12 protein-coding genes and 1 pseudogene are annotated in these 21,498 nt (G+C 58.2%); 8 read left to right on the top strand and 5 right to left on the bottom strand.

Translation table 11 applies throughout. The features are described 5' to 3' along the window. Together ABX749_RS01375 and ABX749_RS01370 are read right to left on the bottom strand one after the other, a co-directional pair. Positions 1 to 234, bottom strand: a pseudogene (locus ABX749_RS01375) (adenylate kinase); the annotation flags it as partial. Between the two features lie 245 nt (positions 235 to 479). Beyond that, the gene (locus ABX749_RS01370; RefSeq protein WP_372894427.1) at positions 480 to 716 is read right to left on the bottom strand and encodes a hypothetical protein; all 237 of its coding nucleotides are present in this window, start codon (positions 714 to 716) and stop codon (positions 480 to 482) included. A gap of 192 nt (positions 717 to 908) precedes the next feature. On the opposite strand from ABX749_RS01370, the gene ABX749_RS01365 reads away from it, so the two are divergent. Both ABX749_RS01365 and ABX749_RS01360 read left to right on the top strand, forming a co-directional pair. Further along, entirely contained in the window at positions 909 to 5,054 is a 4,146-nt protein-coding gene (locus ABX749_RS01365) for a serine/threonine-protein kinase PknK (RefSeq protein ID WP_372894426.1), read from the top strand. Between the two features lie 22 nt (positions 5,055 to 5,076). Next, on the top strand, positions 5,077 to 9,237 hold the full coding sequence (locus ABX749_RS01360) for a protein kinase (protein ID WP_372894425.1): 4,161 nt from the start codon (positions 5,077 to 5,079) through the stop codon (positions 9,235 to 9,237). 27 nt (positions 9,238 to 9,264) lie between these two features. Here the strand turns inward: ABX749_RS01360 and ABX749_RS01355 are convergent, their stop codons facing one another. Beyond that, the gene (locus ABX749_RS01355; protein ID WP_372894424.1) at positions 9,265 to 10,308 is read right to left on the bottom strand and encodes a DUF1559 domain-containing protein; all 1,044 of its coding nucleotides are present in this window, start codon (positions 10,306 to 10,308) and stop codon (positions 9,265 to 9,267) included. 263 nt (positions 10,309 to 10,571) lie between these two features. Here ABX749_RS01355 and ABX749_RS01350 point away from each other — a divergent pair, with 263 nt between their 5' ends. Together ABX749_RS01350 and ABX749_RS01345 are read left to right on the top strand one after the other, a co-directional pair. Then, positions 10,572 to 11,153 (top strand): RNA polymerase sigma factor, encoded by a 582-nt coding sequence (locus ABX749_RS01350; protein ID WP_372894423.1) that lies wholly within the window; start codon positions 10,572 to 10,574, stop codon positions 11,151 to 11,153. Further along, positions 11,150 to 14,464 (top strand): WD40 repeat domain-containing serine/threonine protein kinase, encoded by a 3,315-nt coding sequence (locus tag ABX749_RS01345; protein ID WP_372894422.1) that lies wholly within the window; start codon positions 11,150 to 11,152, stop codon positions 14,462 to 14,464. The genes ABX749_RS01350 and ABX749_RS01345 overlap by 4 nt, the downstream gene beginning before the upstream one ends. 141 nt (positions 14,465 to 14,605) lie before the next feature. On the opposite strand, the gene ABX749_RS01340 is transcribed toward ABX749_RS01345, so the two are convergent. Together ABX749_RS01340 and ABX749_RS01335 are read right to left on the bottom strand one after the other, a co-directional pair. Further along, entirely contained in the window at positions 14,606 to 16,603 is a 1,998-nt protein-coding gene (locus tag ABX749_RS01340) for an ATP-dependent helicase (RefSeq protein WP_145217119.1), read from the bottom strand. Positions 16,604 to 16,638: 35 nt separating this feature from the next. After that, on the bottom strand, positions 16,639 to 17,268 hold the full coding sequence (locus ABX749_RS01335) for a hypothetical protein (protein WP_372894421.1): 630 nt from the start codon (positions 17,266 to 17,268) through the stop codon (positions 16,639 to 16,641). 223 nt (positions 17,269 to 17,491) lie between these two features. Between ABX749_RS01335 and ABX749_RS01330 the strand changes: the two genes are divergently transcribed. From ABX749_RS01330 to ABX749_RS01315, 4 genes are all read left to right on the top strand, one after another. Next, positions 17,492 to 18,682, top strand: coding sequence for a Gfo/Idh/MocA family protein (locus ABX749_RS01330; protein WP_372894420.1), 1,191 nt, complete (start codon positions 17,492 to 17,494; stop codon positions 18,680 to 18,682). A gap of 254 nt (positions 18,683 to 18,936) precedes the next feature. Next, positions 18,937 to 19,653 (top strand): 2-C-methyl-D-erythritol 4-phosphate cytidylyltransferase, encoded by a 717-nt coding sequence (gene ispD, locus ABX749_RS01325; protein WP_372894419.1) that lies wholly within the window; start codon positions 18,937 to 18,939, stop codon positions 19,651 to 19,653. After that, on the top strand, positions 19,646 to 20,932 hold the full coding sequence (tyrS, locus tag ABX749_RS01320; RefSeq protein WP_372894418.1) for a tyrosine--tRNA ligase: 1,287 nt from the start codon (positions 19,646 to 19,648) through the stop codon (positions 20,930 to 20,932). The genes ispD and tyrS overlap by 8 nt, the downstream gene beginning before the upstream one ends. 369 nt (positions 20,933 to 21,301) lie before the next feature. Next, the coding region (locus ABX749_RS01315) for a hypothetical protein (protein ID WP_372894417.1) at positions 21,302 to 21,498 on the top strand (197 nt) is incomplete at its 3' end.

Genomic DNA, 21,498 nt, shown 5'->3' with positions numbered 1-21,498 from the left:
TCGCCAGGACTTGTAACTGTTGGAATAGGACAGAGCAGGACTTCGAGCACTTTTGCCATCGGCACGATCCCACGCCATCTTGCCATTCCAATAGCCAAGGCTCGAAACGGTACCGGATTCCGACTCGGTCGGCGGAGCCGTAGATGGAACGAACAGACCATCCACTTCGGGAAGACCTGCACCCGATACTTCGATGAACAGAGTGTTCGGCTTCAGCGCGTTGGATTGGACCATGACATCTCTGACGGAGGGTTGGCAATTTCGAGGTGTTCGTTCCCGAAGATCTTACCCCATCGACATAAGAACTTAAGGGGTTTGATCATGTCATTTGAGTTTGATTCGGAGTCTGCCGAGTCGGAATTCGGCACGAACGTTTTACGCAGGGCCGCCGCCGGGCGCGTCGAGCTCTTGAATCTTTAGCGGGGCACCCTTGTCACCGATGTAGAAGATCAGCGTCTTTTCGGTCAGGTGGTTCTGCGTCAGCGTCTCGACATCTCGCGATCGCGACCATCAATCGCAATGTTGACCGCGAAGGGGGCACCGGAATTTTGGTTGAACACATGCTTGAATCCGTGCTCGGTGATTTTTGGCCCCGGGCCGAGGTGCCATTTGCCGAATTGTGCGGTCATGTAACGCGCTTTCTGCAGACGCTCGGCAATCGTCAGCTCACGGTCAAAACCGTCCAATGACTTTCCGTTGGATTCGACACCGAACATTCGAATTTTTGCCGAAAAAAGGTTGGTCCGCGACCACCCTTTACGTCTGCTTGGTTGTGCCCCCCTCATCTCTCAAACACATGCGGAATCGGGACACTCCGCCACGGATCGGAGATGAGTCGCGGTATCGCGTCCCCGTGCTGTGGTTCTGGAGACCATTGGCGAAATGAGTGGAGATCGAGTCGTTTGACCTTGAACAAGCAACAGCACGCCGACCACGTCAGTGTCAATATTTTCGACCTGATTGATTCGATTTGCGGCAATTTTCGGCGGCAATGGAAGGCGGGGAAGCGACCGAGGATCGAGGAGCTTCTGCGGAAAGTCCCCGAGGATGCCAGCGAGACGCTTTTTCGCAATCTGTTGGCTGTTGAAATCCGATACCGGGAACGCACCGGAGACCTTCCTTCGGCAGCAGATTATCTGGCCCGTTTTCCCGACTTTAAACGTGTGATCGGCGACGCGTTTCACTATTCGGCATCCGTTTCGATCGAGGAACAGATCAGCACGTCGATTGATGCGGCGCGGGAGATGCCCGATACGGTCGATTCTCCCGCCGCCAGCCGAATCGGCGACTATGAATTGCTGCGTGAACTCGGCCGAGGCGGGTTTGGCGTGGTCTTCGAGGCGGTGCAGATCCAGCTGGGCAACCGCGTCGCGCTCAAGACACTGCCCACCGGCAGCGACGATCAAGTGGTCAACCCGGAACGGCTGTCTCGATTTCGCAGGGAGTTTCGAAGCCTGTCCGAAATCAATCACCCGAACCTGGTCGGAATGCAGACGTTGGAAGTCGACGGCGGCCAGTGGTTTTTCACGATGGATTTGGTCGAGGGCGTTGATTTCCTTTCCTACGTCAGACCCGATGGAACGCTTGACGAGAGGCGTCTGCGGCATTCGATCAACCAGCTGGTGCACGGCATTATCGCCTTGCATGACCGACAGATCCTGCACCGCGACCTGAAACCATCCAACGTGATGGTCGATGGCGACGGCCGGGTCGTGATTCTCGATTTTGGTTTGATCGCTGAACTGGAGCAACGCGCCGATGAGACCGCGAGCGCGCATTCGCGTCACTTCGCCGGAACACCACGATATGCCGCGCCCGAACAAGCGTTGGGGCAACGTTCAACGGCGACCGATTGGTACGCGTTCGGGACAATGCTCTACGAGGCGCTGACCGGTGAAACGCCGTTTCGGGGAACCCAGGCCGAATTGCTGATCCGCAAGCAGAACGATGACGCGTCTCCGCTTTCCGGCCGGCAGGAGCTGCCGCTGGACCTGGCGAGCCTTGTCGATGGTTTGCTGCAACGCGATCCGCGTAAGCGGACTGAAACCGAGGCGATCGCACTCGCCCTGGCGATCGAATTCGACTCGACGAGCCACGGGAGCAGCGACTCGTATCTCGATCCCCCGGAAAACGATTCGGCAGAGGGGAAATCGGAGCCATTCCTGATCGGCAGGGAGCAGCAATTGTCGCAGCTGGAAGCGGCCAAAGCAGAACTGCTGGAGAGGCGAATGCCGCTGGCGGTGTGGCTGACGGGACTCAGTGGTGAAGGAAAATCGACGCTGGCCGAGAGCTTTCTGCGACCACTGAGACGCGGCCAGGCAATGCTGGTCCTGTCGGGGCGCTGCTACGACCGAGAGATCGTTCCGTTCAAAGTCATCGACAGTCAAATCGATTCGCTCGTCAAATACCTGAGTTCTCTGTCGGAACCCGAGCTTGATCGGATTCTGCCACCGGACATTGAGAAACTCGCGCATCTGTTTCCGATTCTGCGACGTGTGGAACCCATCGATCAACGCTGCCGCCGAGCAAACAAGGGAATCGAAGAGCAGCAACTTCGCAATCTGGCGTTCGCCGCGCTGAAGGATCTTCTGCATGCGATCGGACTTTCCACGCCGGTCGTGATGTTTGTCGATGACCTTCAGTGGGGAGATCGCGACAGCGCCGAGATGCTCGGTAAGTTACTCGCGCCACCGACGCCGCCGGCAGTGCTTTTACTTGGATCGTTCCGCAGCGACGAAATGGTTGACAGTCCATTTTTGAGGGAATGGAACAGCGTCATGGATGCGCAGCCCAACCTGATTTCGATTCACCAAATCCCAATCGCGGCGCTGACTCGCGCAGAATGCATCGAGATTCTTCGGCGTCGCTTCAAGGATGCCTACTCGATCCTCGAGCCGGAAGTGGATGAACTCTATACGAATTGCAGGGGAAACCCCTACCTGCTGGAACAACTGACCGAAGGCTTCAACCCCGAGACGGGCGAGATCCGTTCGCGCCCGTTGTCCGAGATCATTGACTACCGACTGGCGCGTTGCCCGGAGGGGGCTTCCGAACTGCTCCACGCCATCGCCGTTGGCGGCAAAGCCGTCTCGCCGCAGGAAGTGATGCGAGTCGCCGGGTATACGAACAGCGGGTTGGCGACCTTGACGCACATGCGCAGCGAGCGGCTAGTTCGTCTGGTCGATTCCCAAAGGGAACAACTCGTCGACACCTATCACGACAAAATCCGGGAGCTCACCCTGGAGTCGATCGACGAAGACCGGCGGCTCAGCCTACACCGGACCTACGCGGAGACGATCGAAACCCAATCGCGGGAATCGGAGAGTCAAAAACGGCACGGCGATCGCCCCGCGGTCCATTCTCGTGCGTTCGATTTAGCCCACCATTTTGAACAAGCGCGCGACCCCCGAGCGTTCCAATACCTGATGCAGGCTGGGCAAGCGGCACTCGAGACCTATGCGATGGATGCCGCCGCAGAATACCTGCGCCGAGCGGAACGTCTACGGCCCGGTGACACATGTGCCGAAAGCGATTACCGACTACAGATGATGCTGGGGAGAGCGCTGTTCGGTTCCAAGTCAGTCGAATCGAGTCTCGACCACCTGGACCAGGCTGCGACTCTCGCCACGTCCCCCATCGACGAGGCCCAAGCACGGTATCTGCTTGCCGAGGCACGGTGGCGACTGGGGGAATATCAAGAGTCGTTGAAGGTTTTTCGTGTTGCTCTTGCCGCTTTGGGAGAAAAACTGCCACGATCCATGCTGGCAGGTTTGTTGAGAACGAATGCTTCACTGATTCGGTTTCACCTGATGCCGGTCGAGCTACCGTTGACTTCGCAGGAATCCCGAAGCAAATTGGCCGCAGTCGCTGTGCTTTACGCCAAATACGGACACATGTCGTCGCATTTTGCTGTCACGTCATACCTATTCACAACGCTACGTTCTTGCGTCCTCGCCCGTAGGCTGAACGATCCGACAGCGAAAACGCTTGCATATGGATGCTACTTACACTTTGCTGGGATATGCGGTTTTGGGTGGTTGGCGAAGCGATTGTCAGCTGTGGTCAAAGAGAATGTTCAAGGGCTTTCAGATGATCACAAAGCGTACGCACTCTATCAAGAGGGATGTTGTTGCTATTACGCCGGCCAATTAGACGAAGCATTGGCTTTGCTGATTGATGCGGACCTTTTGTTTTCAAGATCTTCCAATTGGCAATGGTCACTGGCGATCCACTTTCAACGCCATCTTTGGTCCGTGAGAGGGAATGCGAACGAAATCATTCTTTCCGCCAACCGCGAGTTGGAGCTCGGCAGACAAACTGGCGATGTCATTGTGATCGCTTGGGGCTTGTACGGATTGGCAGACGGCCGATCACGAGCTGGTGATTTCGCTAAAGCTCTGCGGGATGCGGAGGAATCGATTCGGATTCTGGAAAGTCAAAATGCATCAACGACATTGCCGATCGCCTACCTGGAGCGAGGCAGGGCTGAGTTACAGGCTTCAAAGTTTGTCCAGTCGCGAAAATCGCTCTCCAAGTCGATCAAATTGATTCCACCGACGCGGTTCATGGAGATCACTGTCGCCGCGTTTCCGTTGTATGTGGAGGCCGTGTTGGGTACCGACTGGGTAAAACAGGAACGCCGCGCCATTTCCTCGAGGGATCGTTGGTATGCAACGTCCTCCGCGTTTGTGGCGAGATTCAGTGGCAGACTCTTCCCCAACAACCACGCCCATGCGCACCGAGTCAGCGGTCGATTGTTGGCAAGCAAGGGACGCGGCAGACGAGCGATCAAGTCGTTCAACAAGGCGATCGCCGCCGCCACGAAGATCGGTGCCAAATACGAACACGCCCGCGCCCTGATCGACAAATCGATGCTGGATCATCCCGATGCAACCGCCGATCGCGAGCGTGGCTTGAGGATCCTCCAGCAGCTCGGCTGCGTGCTTCCCGACGCCGAACTGGATTACCTGGGCGTGGATCGGCTGTCCCATCACGCAGCCGCCAAAGCGGCCCGAGAAGCCGCGGCCGCGGGACCTGTGTCCCAAGCATCGTGATGGATGGTCGAGGCCTGAATGCATGAAGAAGAATCAGCCGGCCGGCGAGGCAGACGTCAACGTTTTTGAACTGATCGAATCCGTTTGCGTCGACTTTCGTCGTCGCTGGAAATCCGGTGATCGTCCACCGATTGATCCGTTCCTTCAACGCGTCTCCGACGAAGCACGACCGACACTCTTTCGCAGTTTGTTGCAGATCGACATCGGCTACCGTAGACGTTCGGGCGAGACACCGACGTCGAACGACTACTTGAAAAAATTCGCCGAGTTTCGCTACGTCGTGCGTCAGGCATTTGACGAATACTCGCTGATGTCGATGGAGGCCGGCGGTGTTCGATCGTCGGATTCGCCGTCACCGGATTCGCATGGCGACGCCACTGTTTCGATGCAAGTCCCGAGTGCCAACCGGATCGGCGACTACGCGTTGGTCCGCGAACTGGGACGTGGCGGTTTTGGCATCGTCTACGAAGCCCGACACTTGCGACGCAATGAACCAGTCGCGCTGAAAACGTTGCCGAGATTGAAAGACGGCAAAGCGAGATCGTCCAGTGAAGCGGAGCGGTTGCATCGATTTCGCCGTGAGTTCCGTTCACTGTGCGAGATCAATCACGCGCATCTCGCCGGCATGCAGACGCTCGAGGTCGACGGCGACCGATGGTTCTTCACGATGGACTTGGTCGATGGAATCAACTTTCTCGACCATGTTCGGCCCAACGATGTCCTAGATGAGCCGCGGTTGCGAAGTTCGACCAAACAACTGGCGCGTGGCATCTTTGCGCTTCATGATCGAGGCATCGCGCACAGGGACCTGAAGCCGAGCAATGTCATGGTCAGCGAAGAAGGTCACCTGACGATTCTCGATTTCGGACTCGTGGGAGAGTTGCAACTCGCATCCGGTGACACCGTTTCCATCGGTACCAAGCACTTCGCCGGGACACCACGCTATGCCGCTCCGGAACAAGCCGTCGGACGACACACGCCGGCGACGGATTGGTACGCGTTCGGGGTCATGCTGTATGAATCATTGACAGGGGAGCCTCCGCTGAAGGGCTCGGGAGTCGATCTCCTGTTACGAAAGCAGACTGAAGACGCTCCGAAGCTGGCCGGTCGCAGAGATGTCCCCGCGGACCTTGCTGCGTTGGTTGATGCGTTGCTGCAACGCGATCCTGATCGACGCCCCACGGCCGAACAGCTCTCGAAATCGCTCGGTGTGGAAGCCGAGTCGACGATCCAAGCGTCCACGGACGAAGATTCCACCGGCTTGAATCGACCACCTGTCGAATCGCTGATCGGGCGAGAATCGCAACTCTCCCAACTGGAAGCAGCCTTTTCGGCAGGACAGCGTCAACATCAACCGATCATGGCATTGGTGCAAGGGAAAAGCGGTGAAGGAAAAACGGCGCTGATTAAAACGTTTTTGCAGCGTCTGCGGCGGAATCAAGACGTCCACCTTTTCTCGGGTCGTTGTTACGATCGGGAATCGGTCCCGTTTAAGGCGATCGACAGTCTGATTGATCCTCTCGTTGCCTTTCTTAAATCACGACCTGCGGAACACATCGCCGAGTGGCTGCAGCCGGATATTGTAATGTTGGCGAGGTTGTTTCCCGTACTGATGCGAGTTGATTCCATTGCTCAACTACCGCTTGGAAACGCCACTCAACTCGATGCACAGCAGGTCAGGAACCGAGCATTCAATGCCCTCAAGATCTTGCTTCAAAAAGTTGGCGGAGTCTCGCCCACCGTGTTTTTCATTGACGACCTACAGTGGGGCGATTCCGACAGCGCTTCAGTGCTGATGGATCTGCTGTCACCTCCCGATCCCGCCTGCATCCTGCTGATCGGAAGTGTCCGAGACGCCGAAGCGTCGGACAGCCACTTTTTGCGAACGTGGAAGGCACTTTCCGACGGCCGGACAGACGCGCCGCAACTTCACACCGTTTTCGTCGGCCCGCTTTCCGTCGAGGAATGTGAATTGCTCGTTGCAAATCGATTGCAACATGATTCCGAGGAAATACGCCGAGGGGCGAGACAGTTGCATACGATCACCGGAGGAAATGCCTACCTTGTCGACCAGCTGATTGAGAGCCTTGGAGCCGGCAACGACGCCGTCACATCGATCTCGTTGACGGACGTGATCCGAAGGCGGCTTGACGTTTTGCCGGCTTCGGCGGCTGACTTGTTAGAAGTGATCTCAACGTCGAATCAGGCGATCCTGCTAGAAGAAGCTGCTGACGCGGCCGGGGTGCCAACATCCGCGTTTTCCACTCTGACCCACATGCGATCGGAGCGACTGGTACGGATCGTCGAAAACCATGAAGGTCAACTGGTCGACACCTATCACGATAAGATCCGAGAAAGTGTCGTGAGTCATCTCTCCTCGGAGAGACGACGGGACCTGCATCGCCGGATCGGTGAGGCCATTGAGAAGAGCGAAGGTATTGAGTCCGCCGACTTGGTTGCGACGATTCGTGACGCAAAGCTTGACGATCAGATTGCGGCACATTGTCCGCGGCGCGTCTTTGACCTCGCCTACCACTTTGCGGCGGCTCAATCGATTCCTCAGGCAAGTGTCTATTCGTTGCTTGCTGCCGAAAACGCTAAATCCCAACACGCTTTGGAGATCGCAGTCGACAAGTACGAGACAGCAAACTCGATGGCCCAAGACTTTCCTCCGATTTACCGGTATCGCATCGCCAAGGGTCTCGGGGACACGCAGCTGACAGCGGGGAGATACGATCTGGCAAACCAGAACCTTGAAGCCGCAGTCGGGCTGGCGGTGGCCGAAGTGCAGGTCATTCGAGCGAAGGCCAAACAAGCGGAAATTGTCTACAAAACGGGTTCGTTGATCGACTCGATTGCCGCGCGTTGTGCCATCATTGAGAACCTTGGCGTCAAGGTGCCAAAAACAAAGTTGGGATTTGTCGTGGCGACCCTGCGTTCCAAGCTGGCCAGGACTGTCGCGGGGAGGGTGACGAAATACGCGAAGAAGAACGGGACCGCAACTTGGGAAACCAATCTGCTCACTCAGACTCTGGTGCATTTGATCTACCCCTGTGTTTTCCGAGATCCGCTTCGTGCGCTCTGGGCAAGTCAAACTGCAATCGGTTTGCTGGATCGAGTGTCCGACCCGCATCTCAGGGCGCATGCACATCTCGTCCACGGCATGACGACGGGATGGCACCTTTTTAACGAACGTGATTCGAGACGGCATTTCGATCAAGCACTCGACATTGCACGCGAACTCAATGATCAGGCTCTTGAAGCGCGTGCACTCTATCTCACAGCTGGAACACTGTTCAAGTTTGGCTGTTATGAAGATGCATTGGAGTCGGGAAAACGAAGCCTGCAGCTCAATCTTCGCGTCCGGGATGCTTGGAATGGTTGCATGTGTCAGTATGTCATCGGCTGGATCGAGACGATGCTCGGTCATCCCGAAGCCGCGGTGGAGGCCACGAAACTCGCGATTCAAACGTCGTTGGAATTTCGGCAGCCCAAAATAACGCAGATGGCGGTCACGCTGTGGGCAATTACGACCGAAGGCAATCTTCCTCTTCAAGAACTGCTCGGGCGGTTTGAAAGGATGCCCGATGATCTCAGCTTAACGACCTTTCTGAGGATTGCCGAAAGTCATTGGCATCGATTTCACGGCCGAACCGAAGAATCGCTGGTCGCCGCTGAACACGCGCTGGAGAGCATGAATCAGCTGCAGCCTTTCTCCTGGTCGATTCGCCCAAGTTCAGCCGCTCCCGGAACCGCTTACACCCACTACGCCCAGGCGCTGCGGGAGCACGCGTCGGCGATTCAATCATCCGATCCGATCGAAGGGCGCTGGCTGAAGATTCGTGCGTTGCGTGCCGCAAGGCGAGCGGTCAAATTCGAATCGGTGGCAAAGTTCAATTTGCCGCACGCGCTCCGAGAACTCGCTCTGTCGCACGCCGCATTTGGACGGTTGAAAAGAGCGTACCATTACGCGAGCAGAAGTTGCGAGATGGCGCAACAGAGGAGGTCGAAATACCAGTATGCCAAGTCGCTGCTGGAATGCGGCCGGATAGGCGAAGCATTGGGTCGACCAAACGCCCGGCAACAGCGGGAGCAAGCCGAACTGCTGATAGCCGACATGGAGAACCGCATTCGCAACATCGATCACGACATCGATGTCCAACCGACGTCCCAATCACCCTGAACCGCTCACCCTGAACCGCTGCCGCGGCTAAGGAAGCTGGACGATCTCACGTCCCGTCACGGTGGAGAGAGCACGATAGAGTTTCATGTCGATCGACTCGGTGATGAAATGAACGCTTCCGTCGCAAAAACCAAAGTTTGCTCCGCCCACATGGTAGCTTCGAAAGTTGCTGAGCCGGTGCGGTCCGCCTTGCCAACTGGGTGTCTGGTTGGTCATATCGGCGACATCGTAGTACGAGTCCGTGACCGGAGATTTATTCAGCGGTTCGACGGTACTTCCGTAGCCCCCGGCATAACGCATTCCTTGGTCAAAGAAAACCGACGGAGTTGCAGCACCGATCAGCCAACTGTGTACGGTGTTTGTGTCCGCTAGCGGCTGATCGGCGGGAACGATCGGCGTCGTGCAACCGATTCCCTCACAGAGCGGAAAACCCGATGCCGCTTCACCGATGGCAAAGGTGTTGGAAAGTCCGTCCAGAATCCGCGTGAATGGGGTTTCCGACTGGAATCCGAAGACACCGGTGTGAAGCGTGTGCTTCCTCGGTCTCATGCCGGCGGTGTAGGTGACGGCGTCGCTGTAACCGGCGCTCATCGCATACGAGTTGCTTCCGAACCATTCGCCACAGGGCAGGTTCATCACCGAAATGAACGGGTGGGTGTGCCGCTGGTCGGTGATATCCGAAGGGCACAACAGCACAGGCAAGACGAGTTCGGCGAGCTCCGGCTTGATCAGGTACCATGGCACGGCGGGATCGATCTTTCCGGCGGTGGCGCTTTGTTCCAGATGGGGCAGAATCGATGTCCAAGCCCCTCCCACACCATCGACCGGACCACGATCTTTGGCGAATCGCGATCCCGAAGGTAGTCGTTTGAATTGAGCATGATAGTTCTGCAACGCGAGACATTGTTGCTTGACGTTGTTTTGGCAGGACATCCGTCGCGCCGCCTCACGCGCCGCTTGAACCGCCGGCAGCAACAACCCCACCAAGATCCCGATGATGGCGATCACCACCAGTAACTCGACCAGGGTAAATCCATTGGCGGATCTGCCCGCCCTTTCTTGATGCATCATGGTGACGGTCATCTTTCTCTGTTGAGATTCTTTGTTTCCCCAAAGCGTGCAACAACAGCATCCGCTGACCCTGCATGCCCATAAACGTAGTGCTGCGGAACATCCCAACCATTTTCGTGTCAAATTCTCCAGATTTGTTCATCCGTGCATCGAAGTACATCGCTAAAGTGTTGAACGGGCTCGTTAAAGCTGATACTGTTTGGCTTTGGGGTGAAACCGTTGCGTCTTGTTTTGGACGGAATCCTCTTTCTCAAGCGGCCCTGATGACCGAACACGCAAGGTTTCGGCGGTTGGCGGATGACGCCCGTGGTGGCTGCCAAGCGTCGCTCGGTCAGCTGCTGCAACAAGTCCGCCCCTATTTGCTCAGCGTGGCGAACGACTTGGTGAACAGCCAAATTCGGCCGAAATGCAGCGGGTCAGACCTGGTCCAGGACGCGACCCTGAATGCCGCCCGAAATTTCAAGGATTTTCAAGGCACTTCCGAACTCGATTTGGTCCGCTGGCTCGTCGCGATCCTGAAACATCGGATGGTGGACGTCCATCGCAGCTACGTCACATCGGCCAAGCGTCGGCTTGCGGACGAACAACCGATCCAGTGGGCAGAGCAACTCGAGGCTCGAGACCTAGCAGAAAGATCGGTGCAAGAACATCGTATCGAACGTATGCTGGCACACATCGATCGCTTGCCGTCCGATGCTCGCATGATTGTGCTGCTGCGTCATGAACAGGGCTTGTCGTTCTTGGAAATCGGCAATCGGATGGGCATTTCTCACGAAGCGGCTCGCAAACGTTGGCACAAATCACTTCGGCAGCTCAAACGCAGCCTTTCCGAAGACCTCAAGTGACCACCTCCATGCACGATGACGACGCGAACCCTGAACCTCTCCAAAGCGGCCGTCGCAAGTCGCCGCCGTCGGACGGTTCGTCGGAAGCAATCAGTGCCGGTTCCTCCCTGTTTCAGACACTCCAGCTGCTCGATGAGGCATTTCCGAGAAAGCCGGGGGTGACCGACGGCGCGGCGTTGCAGAATGCGCTCGCCATCTTTGATGCCGGTGAAGGGCCTTTCCGCCTCGGCCGATTTACCCTGCTTGAATGTGTCGGGAAAGGGGCGTTTTCTTCGGTTTATCTCGCCCATGACGAGCTGTTGCGGCGGCGCGTCGCGCTCAAGATCCCCAAACCGCATGTCCTGCTTTCCGACGCCTTGCTGAATCGTTTTTTGGGCGAAGCTCACGCGGTGTCGCGGTTGCACCATCCGCACATCGTGCCGATCCTGGACGCCAAGGCGGACGGGCTGGAATACTTCATTGCCCGCGAATATTGCGACGGGCCGAGTCTGCGCGAATGGCTGACTGGACAAACAAGGCCGATGGATCCGGCTACAGCCACACGGATCGTCGCGCAGCTCGCCGACGCCGTTCACCACGCCAACCAGCAGGGCATCCTGCATCGCGACATCAAGCCGTCAAACATCTTGCTGCAGAGTCGCGAACAGGTCCATGACACGTTTCCGTACATTGTCCAACTGTCGGATTTCGGATTGGCCAAAGTCTTTGACGAGCATTCGGGATTCGAGACCAGCGTGGGGTCGATGTTGGGGACGCCGCGATACATGGCACCTGAACAGCTTCGCGGCAGCAAGGACGTCGGACCTCCTGCCGAAGTCTACTCACTTGGTGTCACGCTGTACGAATTGCTCACCCTGACCGTTCCGTTTCAATCGACGGCCCAAGCCGAGCTGATCTCTGAAGTCATCAACGCGGTGCCGACTTCGGTTCGCCAACGCAATCCCGCGGTCCCCCGCGATTTAGAGGCGATCGCGATGAAGTGCCTTGAAAAGTCGCCGCACCGCCGCTACGCAAATCCCAAGGAGCTGGCGGAAGATCTGAAGCGATATGAACGGGCTGAACCGATTCGCGCACGGCGACTGGGCCCTGGGCGTCGAAGTTGGCTCTGGGCAAAACGCAATCCACCTCAAGCCGCGCTGGTGACAACCATCGTCTTCGCTTCGATGCTTGTTTACGCGACTCTGATCAGTCGGGATGCGCGGGTTCGCACTTTGAACGCGTCACTCAATCGGTCACTCGCCCAGTCAATCGAAAACCTACACGTCACCGAACAGCTTGCGTACGCATCCGACATGCGATTGGCCGGACAGGCCGCTGCCAGCGGCGATATGAGACAGCTCAGATTACTGGTGGAACGAAATCCGGTTCGTCCCGGTAGCGATCACGTCCATGGTTTTGAGTATCACTATTTGAAAGGAATGGTCGACATCAAGCATCGTGAGGTGCATGATAACGACGGCGCCGTTGCTTGCATCAGCTATTCACCCGACGGGCGATGGCTTGCATCCGGCGGTGATGATGGAGTGCTACGTCTGTATGATGCGACGGATCTCCAAACACGGCTCAGCGAACGGCTGCCTTTCGGTCGACTCAACGGACTTGCGTTCGCCCCCAACGGCACCCGGCTCGCGATGGCAACGGCCGAAGGAGTCGTTTCGGTCTACGACGTCGACACCGGAAAGGAAACCGTCCGTATTGCCGCCCACAACGGGCCTGCGACAGACGTGGTCTTTTCAGCCGATGGGAACTGGATCATTTCGTCCGGTGATGACGCTGACCCCAACATTCGAGTTTGGGATGCGGCCACCGGTAATCGGGTCAGCGAAATCGCGGGCAATGAAAAACGTATCGATTGCCTGGCCGTCTCGAAGAACGGCCGGTTTCTCGCGTCGGTTGGTCGCGATCGATCGCTGCGACTTTGGAGCATCGATGAGACGGGATCGCACAGCCCCCACGCGGTCATTCAACGTTTTTACCGATTCACCAGTGTCAATTTCTCCCCGGACGAAAAATGGTTGGTTGCCGGATCGCTGATTCAGGGAGCTTACGGGTTTCGGATTGATGGGCAGGATGAACTGTTCGTCTCGCCTCACCTGGATGCAGTTGACGCGGTCGACATCTCCGAAGACGGAAAGTGGGGCGCCGACGCCGACCGTGCCGGCACCGTGCGTCTCTGGCCGATCCGTCCCTCCACGACTCCCCCTTGGACGGACGCTGGACGCGATCCGATCAGTTGGTGTGCCCACGAGGAAAAGATTACGTCACTTTGCTTTTCACCTGATGGCCAGAATATCGTGACAGCTACGATCACTGGTCGGATTCGCGTTTGGAAAATCGACGAACTTACCTCGACGCGTGCGATGCCCTTCGGCCATGGCACTGCGTTTACTTCGGGCGTGCCGGTCGACGAGGAGACCTTCGCGACAATCGAGGTCCCTCGCGATGCGATTGTCACGAACGGCTCTTCGGATCGAGTGATGTTTCGTCTTTGGGACTATGCTGGGCTAAAAGAAAAGCGGCAACGCCCCGCAAAGGGTCATGTTTCGGCCATCACGACCAACCCGGATGGTCGTGATCTGTGGGCGGGATGGCATTCCGGATCGATTCGCAAATTCAAAACGGCGGACCTGTCGGAGCAATTTCGATTCGACGGCATCGAGGCGCCGATCGAAGCGCTGGCCGTTTCCGGCGATGGGCAACTTCTTTGCGTGCATACCGATCAGCGACTCGACTGGTTTCAGTTGCCGTCGTTCAAACCGGCAGCAGGATTGCCGACTCGACGGTGCAATGCGATTGCATTGTCAGGTGATGGGCGGTGGCTTGCGCTCGCGACGAAACCCGAAGACACGATCGAAATCTGGGACTTGAAACGCCGACGCCTCACACATACGCTTCCGCGTTCGCGGGGACCGGTGAAAGTAATGCAATTCAGTCCAGATGACGCGACCCTTGCCGCCGGAGATGACGGTCGCCAAATCAGACTGTGGGACGTCCAGACTGGATCGTTGGTGTCAGAGTTAACGGGTGATAGCAGCGGACTAAATGACTTAAGATTTCACCCCGATGGAGAGCGATTGTTCAGCCTGGCCATCAACGGTGCGATCCGAATCTGGCACTTGCCCACGAATCGACAATTGCTGGAACTCAGGCAAGCGTCCCTGAAAGAAATGATCCCAGGAAATAGTCTGTTGATCTCTCCGGATGGTTCCAAGGCACTCGTCTGGCTTTTCCCCAACGAAGCCTTTGTCTACGATTCCAGGCAAGATTCAACGAAAAATCGAACGCCCCGTAGTGACGTGAATGAGATGTAAACGTCGGCTTGCGATCCGAACGTGTGGATTTCTCGATCGTCACCACTGTGAACGACCTGAGTTTCCCCCCCAACACGGCGACATAGATCCGCGGACCACCATTTGCATGACAATCTGTGGGATTGCCTTTCGCGTCCGCATTTACCGACCGGCCATTTTTCTTTGTTTGCGGAACTGGTGGGGGTTGGTCGCTTGGCCGGTGACTTCGTAGAGAAATTGGCTGGGGATCGTCGGGCGTGGCTTGCCCCATTTGCGTCGCGTCAGGGCCATCGAGAGGGTCAGTTGTTCTTGGGCCCGAGTGATGCCGACGTAACACAATCGTCGCTCTTCGGCGATGTCTTCTTCGCGTCCCGATTTGACGCTCCGCGAGTGTGGCAACAAGCCTTCTTCCATGCCGACCATGTAGACGACCGGGAACTCCAGCCCCTTGGCCGCATGCAGGGTGAGCAGCCAAACGGCGTTTTGCATCGCCAGCTTGTCCTTTTCATTTCCCATTTCACGGCCGGACAGCGCGATGTCGGCCAGGAAGCCGGTCAGATCGGCGTCCTCGCGATTGTCTTCAAACGCTCCGATCGCGTTGGCTACTTCGCCGAGTGAGGCCATGCGGTTTTGACGGTCTTCGGGTTCGTCGTACAGTCGGTTGATTTCATCGGCGTAGGCGGTCCGCGTCAGCAGCGTTTCCATGGCCGCGGTCAGCGACTCGCTCTTGGCCCGCGCGGTGACGTCGGCGTAGACCGATTGCAGATCGGCGACGCCACGCTGGGCGGCCGGGGACAAATCCGCAACGATGTCGCGACGCTGCATCACTTGCCAGATCGAGACCCCGTCGGCGACGGCGTGCTCCATCAACGTCTTGACACTCTTGGGGCTCATCCCGCGCGACGGCGTGTTGATGATGCGAAGCAACGACACTTCGTCATCGGGTTGGTCGATCCATTTCAGGTACGCCACCATGTCACGGACTTCGCGGCGATCAAAGAACGATTGGCTTCCCAGCATCACATAGGGAACATCGGCCTTGCGCAATTCGGTTTCGAACAGACGGGGCTGTTCGTTGGTGCGAAACAAGATCGCGATGTCACGCGGCTGGACGTGTTGGTTTTCAATCAGGTGTTTGATCTCGCCGACGACCGACTGCGATTCTTTCGTTTCATCCTTGTGCTGCGCGATCCGAGGCCGCATGCCGTCGGGGCGCGAAGGGCGGAGGACTTTATCGTGACGTGTGGCGTTGAACTTGATCAGCCGGTTGGCCATTTCCAAGATCGACCCACAGCTTCGATAGTTCGCTTCCAGGCAAACGATCTTCGCATCGGGCCAATCATTCTTGAAATTCAAAATGTGGGTCACGTCGGCCCCACGCCAGGCATAGATGGACTGGTCATCGTCACCGACGACGCACAGGTTGCGGTGTTTGCCGGCGAGGTGTTTGGTGATCCGGTACTGGCTGCCGTTAGTGTCTTGGTATTCGTCGACCAGCACGTGATCAAACTTCGCCGCCTCGGCGTCACGGATCTCGGGATGCTCATCGAACAGGACTTCGGTCTGCAACAGCAGGTCATCAAAGTCCATCGCGCCGCGCGTCTTGAGTCCTTCCTGGTAGCGTCGGTAGCCGGCCGCGGCGAGGTGCTCTTTATCGGTCGAGGCAACCAAGGGCGCTTTGTCGGGGTGGATGGAATCGTTTTTCCAGTTGCTGATGATCCCCAGCAAGTCTCCGGGTTTGAGCGCCGTGCCGGGAAGCCGCAGCTGTCGCAGGATTTCGCGCGCAAGGGATTCCTGGTCGCTGCGATCGTAGATCGAGAATTTTGCCGGATAGCCGAGTGCCGTGGCGTGTCGCCGGAGCACGCGGACGCAGTGGGCGTGGAACGTGCTGATCGTCGGTTCGGGGCGTTTCTCGCCCCGCTTCTTTCGTTTACCGGCATAGCCCAGCAGCTCGCCGACGCGTTCCTTCATTTCGCCGGCGGCTTTGTTGGTAAACGTGACCGCCAGGATCCGATCGGGGGCCGTGCCGTGGCGGATCAGGTTGGCGATGCGGAACGTCACCACCCGCGTCTTTCCGGTCCCGGCGCCGGCCAGCACCAGCAGGGGACCTGAAAGTGTTTCGACGGCGTCTGATTGCGCCGGGTTCAATCCGTGAGCCAATGCAAGTCCTTTTGATGTATCAAGCCAGGGAGCGTTTAGCGAATCGCGTCGCGGTCCACGACCGGGTCCGCACTGCCGGTTGCCAACAGGACCAAGTTGCCTTGTTGGGGTTTGTTGGCATTCATCAAGCTGCGATTGAAGGGGATGTAATAACAGGCGTACATCCCGGTGGTCGTATTGAGGACATACACCACCGAGGAGGCCAGGGGATTGCTGTTGCTGCTGGGCATGTCGACCAGTCCCGTCATCATCATGTACTCGGCGCCTTTCCCCGTCCCCAGGGCGTCATGGACATTCACGACGAACAGGCCCAGGAATTGGCCCAGTCGGGGATACATGACAGAACATTGCAACAAACCCGAATTGTGGTCCAACACAAACAGGCCTTCGGCATTGGTGCTGACGAATCCGGTTGCCATCGAGAATTTTTCGCTGGAGAAGGCGGCCGTGGCGTCCAGGGTCGGCAATTTCAATCCCGAGGGAAGATCCACACCGCTCGCGGCCGCCTGTGCGGTCGTCGCCTGATTGGCTTGCCTCAAGGCGTGGGTCTGGCCGGCGAAATACGCCGCCACGAAAATCGACGTCAACGTCGCTGCCGCGAGCAGGGGGACCGCCCGACGTCGAACGAACGATCGCTGATCAGCTTGTTGGGGTTGGTCAACCATGGAATTCTGCTCCGTGCGGCGAGGATGAGGTAACAGGCGAGGGGCGTTCAATTGTATCAAACAGCAACGCCGACGCCGCCGGACAACGAGCCGGCGTGACGCCTGGACGGGGAATTGTAGGCTAGCCGGCGGGTCTTTACGATTGCCGGCCACGCGAGAAATCAACAACCCGCTCAAATTGTCTCCCTTTGCATCACCGAGGTCAACAAAATCTACTATGGGCATGAATGAACCCCTGAATCGAAAACTCCGCATGGCACTGGTCGGTGGCGGACAAGGCTCGTTCATCGGTCGGGTCCATTCGATTGCCGCCTGCCTGGACAATCGTGCGGTGGTGACCGCCGGGGCATTGTCGAGCAACCCCGAACGGGCCAAAGCATCGGCACCGGATTACGGGATCGACGACGCGCGGGCCTACACCAGCTATCAGGAAATGCTCGATGCGGAGCTGAAGTTGCCCGCCGACGAGCGAATCGATTTCGTCAGCATCACGACCCCCAATCACGTCCATTTCGAAGTCGCCGAAGCGGCCGTCAAAGCGGGATTCAACGTCGTCTGCGACAAGCCGATGACCTACGATCTTGCCCAAGCCGAACAGCTTCTCGAAACCGTCAAGAACAGCGACGTCGTCTTCGCGCTCTCGCACAATTACACCGGGTACCCGATGATCCGCCAGGCCCGCGAGATGATTCTCAGCGGTGAACTCGGTGAAATCAACGCGATCCGGTCCCAGTACATCCAGGGCTGGCTCGTCGAAGCGATGGAGCATCAGGAGAGCAAGCAAGCGGCCTGGCGGACCGACCCCAGCAAGAGCGGTGCCGCCGGCGCGTTCGGCGACATCGCCACCCACGCCTACAACCTCGGTCGCTACATGACCGGCTTGTTGCCCGACCAGGTCAGCTGCCACTTGAAAACCTTCGTCGACGGCCGACGTCTGGATGACTACGGGACGGCGATCATCACGTACGAAAACGGGGCGCTCGGCACACTCACCGCCTCGCAAGTCACCCATGGCCGTGAAAATGATTTTGAAATCGAAATCGACGGCACCAAGGGCTCGTTGAAATGGAGACAGGAAAACCCCAACGAGATGATCGTGCGGCACAACGGCAAGCCGCATCAGATCTACACGCGTGATCCCAAAGCGGCACACATCAACGCCATGGGCCGTGCCGCCTGCCGCATCCCGGCCGGGCATCCCGAGGCGTTTTTCGAAGCGTTCGCCAACGTCTACAATGCCGCCTTTGACGACATGGCCAAACGTGCCTGCGGAGAAACGTTCGAGCGACGCGATTCGGTCTACACCAATTGTTACGACGGCGTCGAAGGCATGTTCTTCATCCAGCAGTGTGTCGCCAGCAGCCAAGAGAACGCGGCCTGGGTGCCGCTGCGGCACGAAGCGGCACGGAAGTAACCCCCACCACCAACGCTGTGAAGCATTTGCCCCTTGCGTTTTACGAGATGTTAGCGGCAGGGCGCAAGGCCTCCGGTCCCTCATCGTTTCCCAAACACCGGAGGGCTCGCGTCCTACCGCTAAAAAATGCTTCACAGCGTTGCCCGACCACGCTCGGGTGCGTTGCCCCGGCGTCATTGTTTCGTCGTGGACGAGTCGTCATGCTTCGCTGTGAAACACCACTGCCGTGCTCCTCTTGAAGGCCCCATTGCTGTATGACCACTTCTCCCCAGAACGTCGCGGTGATCCTGCCGGCCGCTGGCAGTGGTCGTCGATTCGGACAGGACGAAAACAAGCTGTTCGCGCGGCTGGCCGGGCAACCCATTTGGCTGGTCGCCGCCGAGCGGTTGCGGGCCCATCGGCGGGTCGCCCGGATCGTGATGCCGATTTCGGATCAGGACCGGCCGCGATTTGAAGGCGAGTTTGGCTCGCAGGTCGACGCGTTGGGCATCGAACTGGCGTGTGGCGGCGCCGAACGAACCGACAGTGTCCGCGCCGGCGTCGAGCGGGTCGCCGACGATACTGCGGTCCAGCTGATCGCCATTCACGATGCGGCGCGGCCGCTGGTGCGAAACGCAGACCTGGACGCCGTGTTTGCCAAAGCGGACCAAACCGGGGCGGCGATTCTGGCCACACCGGTCACCGCGACGGTCAAGCAATCGTTGGACGCGGGGGCGTCGTGCCGGACAGTCGATCGCAGTACGCTGTGGCTGGCCCAGACGCCCCAGGTGTTTGCGATCGATGTGCTGCAACGCGCCTACGCCAAACACCGCGGCCGACCGGCGACCGACGATGCCGAACTTGTCGGCCGCATCGGTGTCCAGGTGGCGTTGGTCCCCGGTTCGCCCGACAACCTTAAAATCACCCACCCCAACGACCTGATCGTCGCCGAGGCGATCCTGAAGACTCAACACGAATCCAATCATGCCTGAGAACGACCTGATCCAAGAGCTGCGTTGGCGCGGCTTGATTCACCAAGTCACCGACGAAGCGGGCTTGCAAAAGCTGCTCGATTCGCAGCCCCAAACGGTCTACATCGGCTTTGACCCCACCGCCACCTCGCTGCACGTCGGGTCGATGATGCAGTTGATGTTGCTGCGGCGGTTTCAACAGGCCGGCCACCGACCGATCGCCCTGGTCGGCGGCGCGACCGGCATGATCGGTGACCCGACCGGCAAAAGCGAAGAACGCAACCTGCTGTCGACCGAACAATTGCAACGCAACATCGCCGGCATCGAAACGCAGATGCGACGGTTCCTTTGCTTCGAAGGCGACAATGCGGCGATCCTGTTGAACAATTTCGACTGGATGAAAAACTACAGCTACCTGGAGTTTCTCCGCGACGTCGGAAAGAATTTCCCCGTCGGCGTCATGATGGGCAAAGAATCCGTCCGGGCCCGACTCGGTAGCGAAGCCGGACTGAGCTACACCGAATTCAGCTACATGCTGCTGCAAGCCTACGATTTCGTGCACCTGTGTCGCGAACACGGCTGCATGATCCAAGCCGGCGGCAGCGACCAGTGGGGCAACGTGACCGCCGGCATCGACCTGGCCCGTCGCATGCTGGGCAAACAGGTCTTCGGCATGACCGCGCCACTGCTGACGACCAGCGACGGCCGCAAGATGGGCAAAACCGAAAGCGGAGCGGTCTGGCTGGACCGCGAACGGACCAGCCCCTACGCGTTCTACCAATACTGGCTGAACGTCGGCGACGAAGACGTCATGAAATGCATCGCCTACCTGACCGAAATCGAGCGTGAAGAATACGACTCGCTGGCCGAGGTGACGGCGTCGGACCCGGGACGCAACACCGCCCAGAAACGGCTGGCCGAATGGATGACCCAGTTCGTGCACGGCGAAGACGGATTGAACTCGGCGCTGAAGGCCAGCAAGACGCTGTTCGGCGGCGAGATCGATGCGATGGACGATGCCATGCTCAACGAGATCTTTGCCGATGTCCCCAGCCAAGAACTCGCCCGCGACGTGCTCGCCGGAGAGGGATTGTGGGTCGTCGAGGCGCTGCAGCAAGCCGGACTGGCCAAAAGCGGTGGCGAAGCGCGACGGACGATCAAAGAGGGCGGAGCGTACATCAACAACCAACGGGTGACCGACATGGACCGTCGCCTGGGCGAATCCGACCTGGCCAGCGAGACCGTGATGGTGCTCCGCAAGGGCCGCAAGAACTATGCCCTGCTGCGGTTTACGTCATAGGGTTTCAGCCACCGTTGATTATGAGGTCGTGGAACCCGCTAAGGTAACGCTGTGAAGCATTGATTCCCTGCGTTTGACGAGGTGTTAGCGGCAGGGCGCAAGCCCTCCGGTCCCTCATCGTTACCGAAACACCGGAGGGCTCGCGCCCTACCGCTAAAAAATGCTTCACAGCGTAGCCGTCGTGGGGTTTGTCGTTGGGATCAGATCCGCGCGCCTTGAACCTCACCAATTTTCCGTCCGTTTTTAGGTGAATCGGCCCGGATTGGCTACACTGACGGAACCTTCGCCCCCGCCCGAGGTTCCATCACTATGAACACTCTAAAAACATCGATTTTCGCGGTCTTTTGTGTTTTCGTTCTCGGCGACCCCATGTCCGCGCTCGCTCAGCGTGGGGGCGGTGATCGCGGTGGCAATCGGGGGGGCGGTGAGGAAGGCGGTGGATTTCGTGGAGGCCCCCCCGGCGGCGGAGGTGGTTTTCGTGGCGGCGGCGGACCCGGCGGCGGCGGCAGCCCCTTTGGTGGCGGCGGCGATCGCGGTTCACGCGGCGGTGGTTCGCGCGGCGGCCC

The sequence above is a fragment of the Stieleria sp. genome (genome assembly GCF_041595215.1).
GTDB classification, from domain to species: Bacteria; Planctomycetota; Planctomycetia; order Pirellulales; family Pirellulaceae; genus Stieleria; species Stieleria magnilauensis.
Note: the sequence above shows the minus strand (reverse complement) of the source record. Positions and strands in the feature narration are given on the sequence as shown.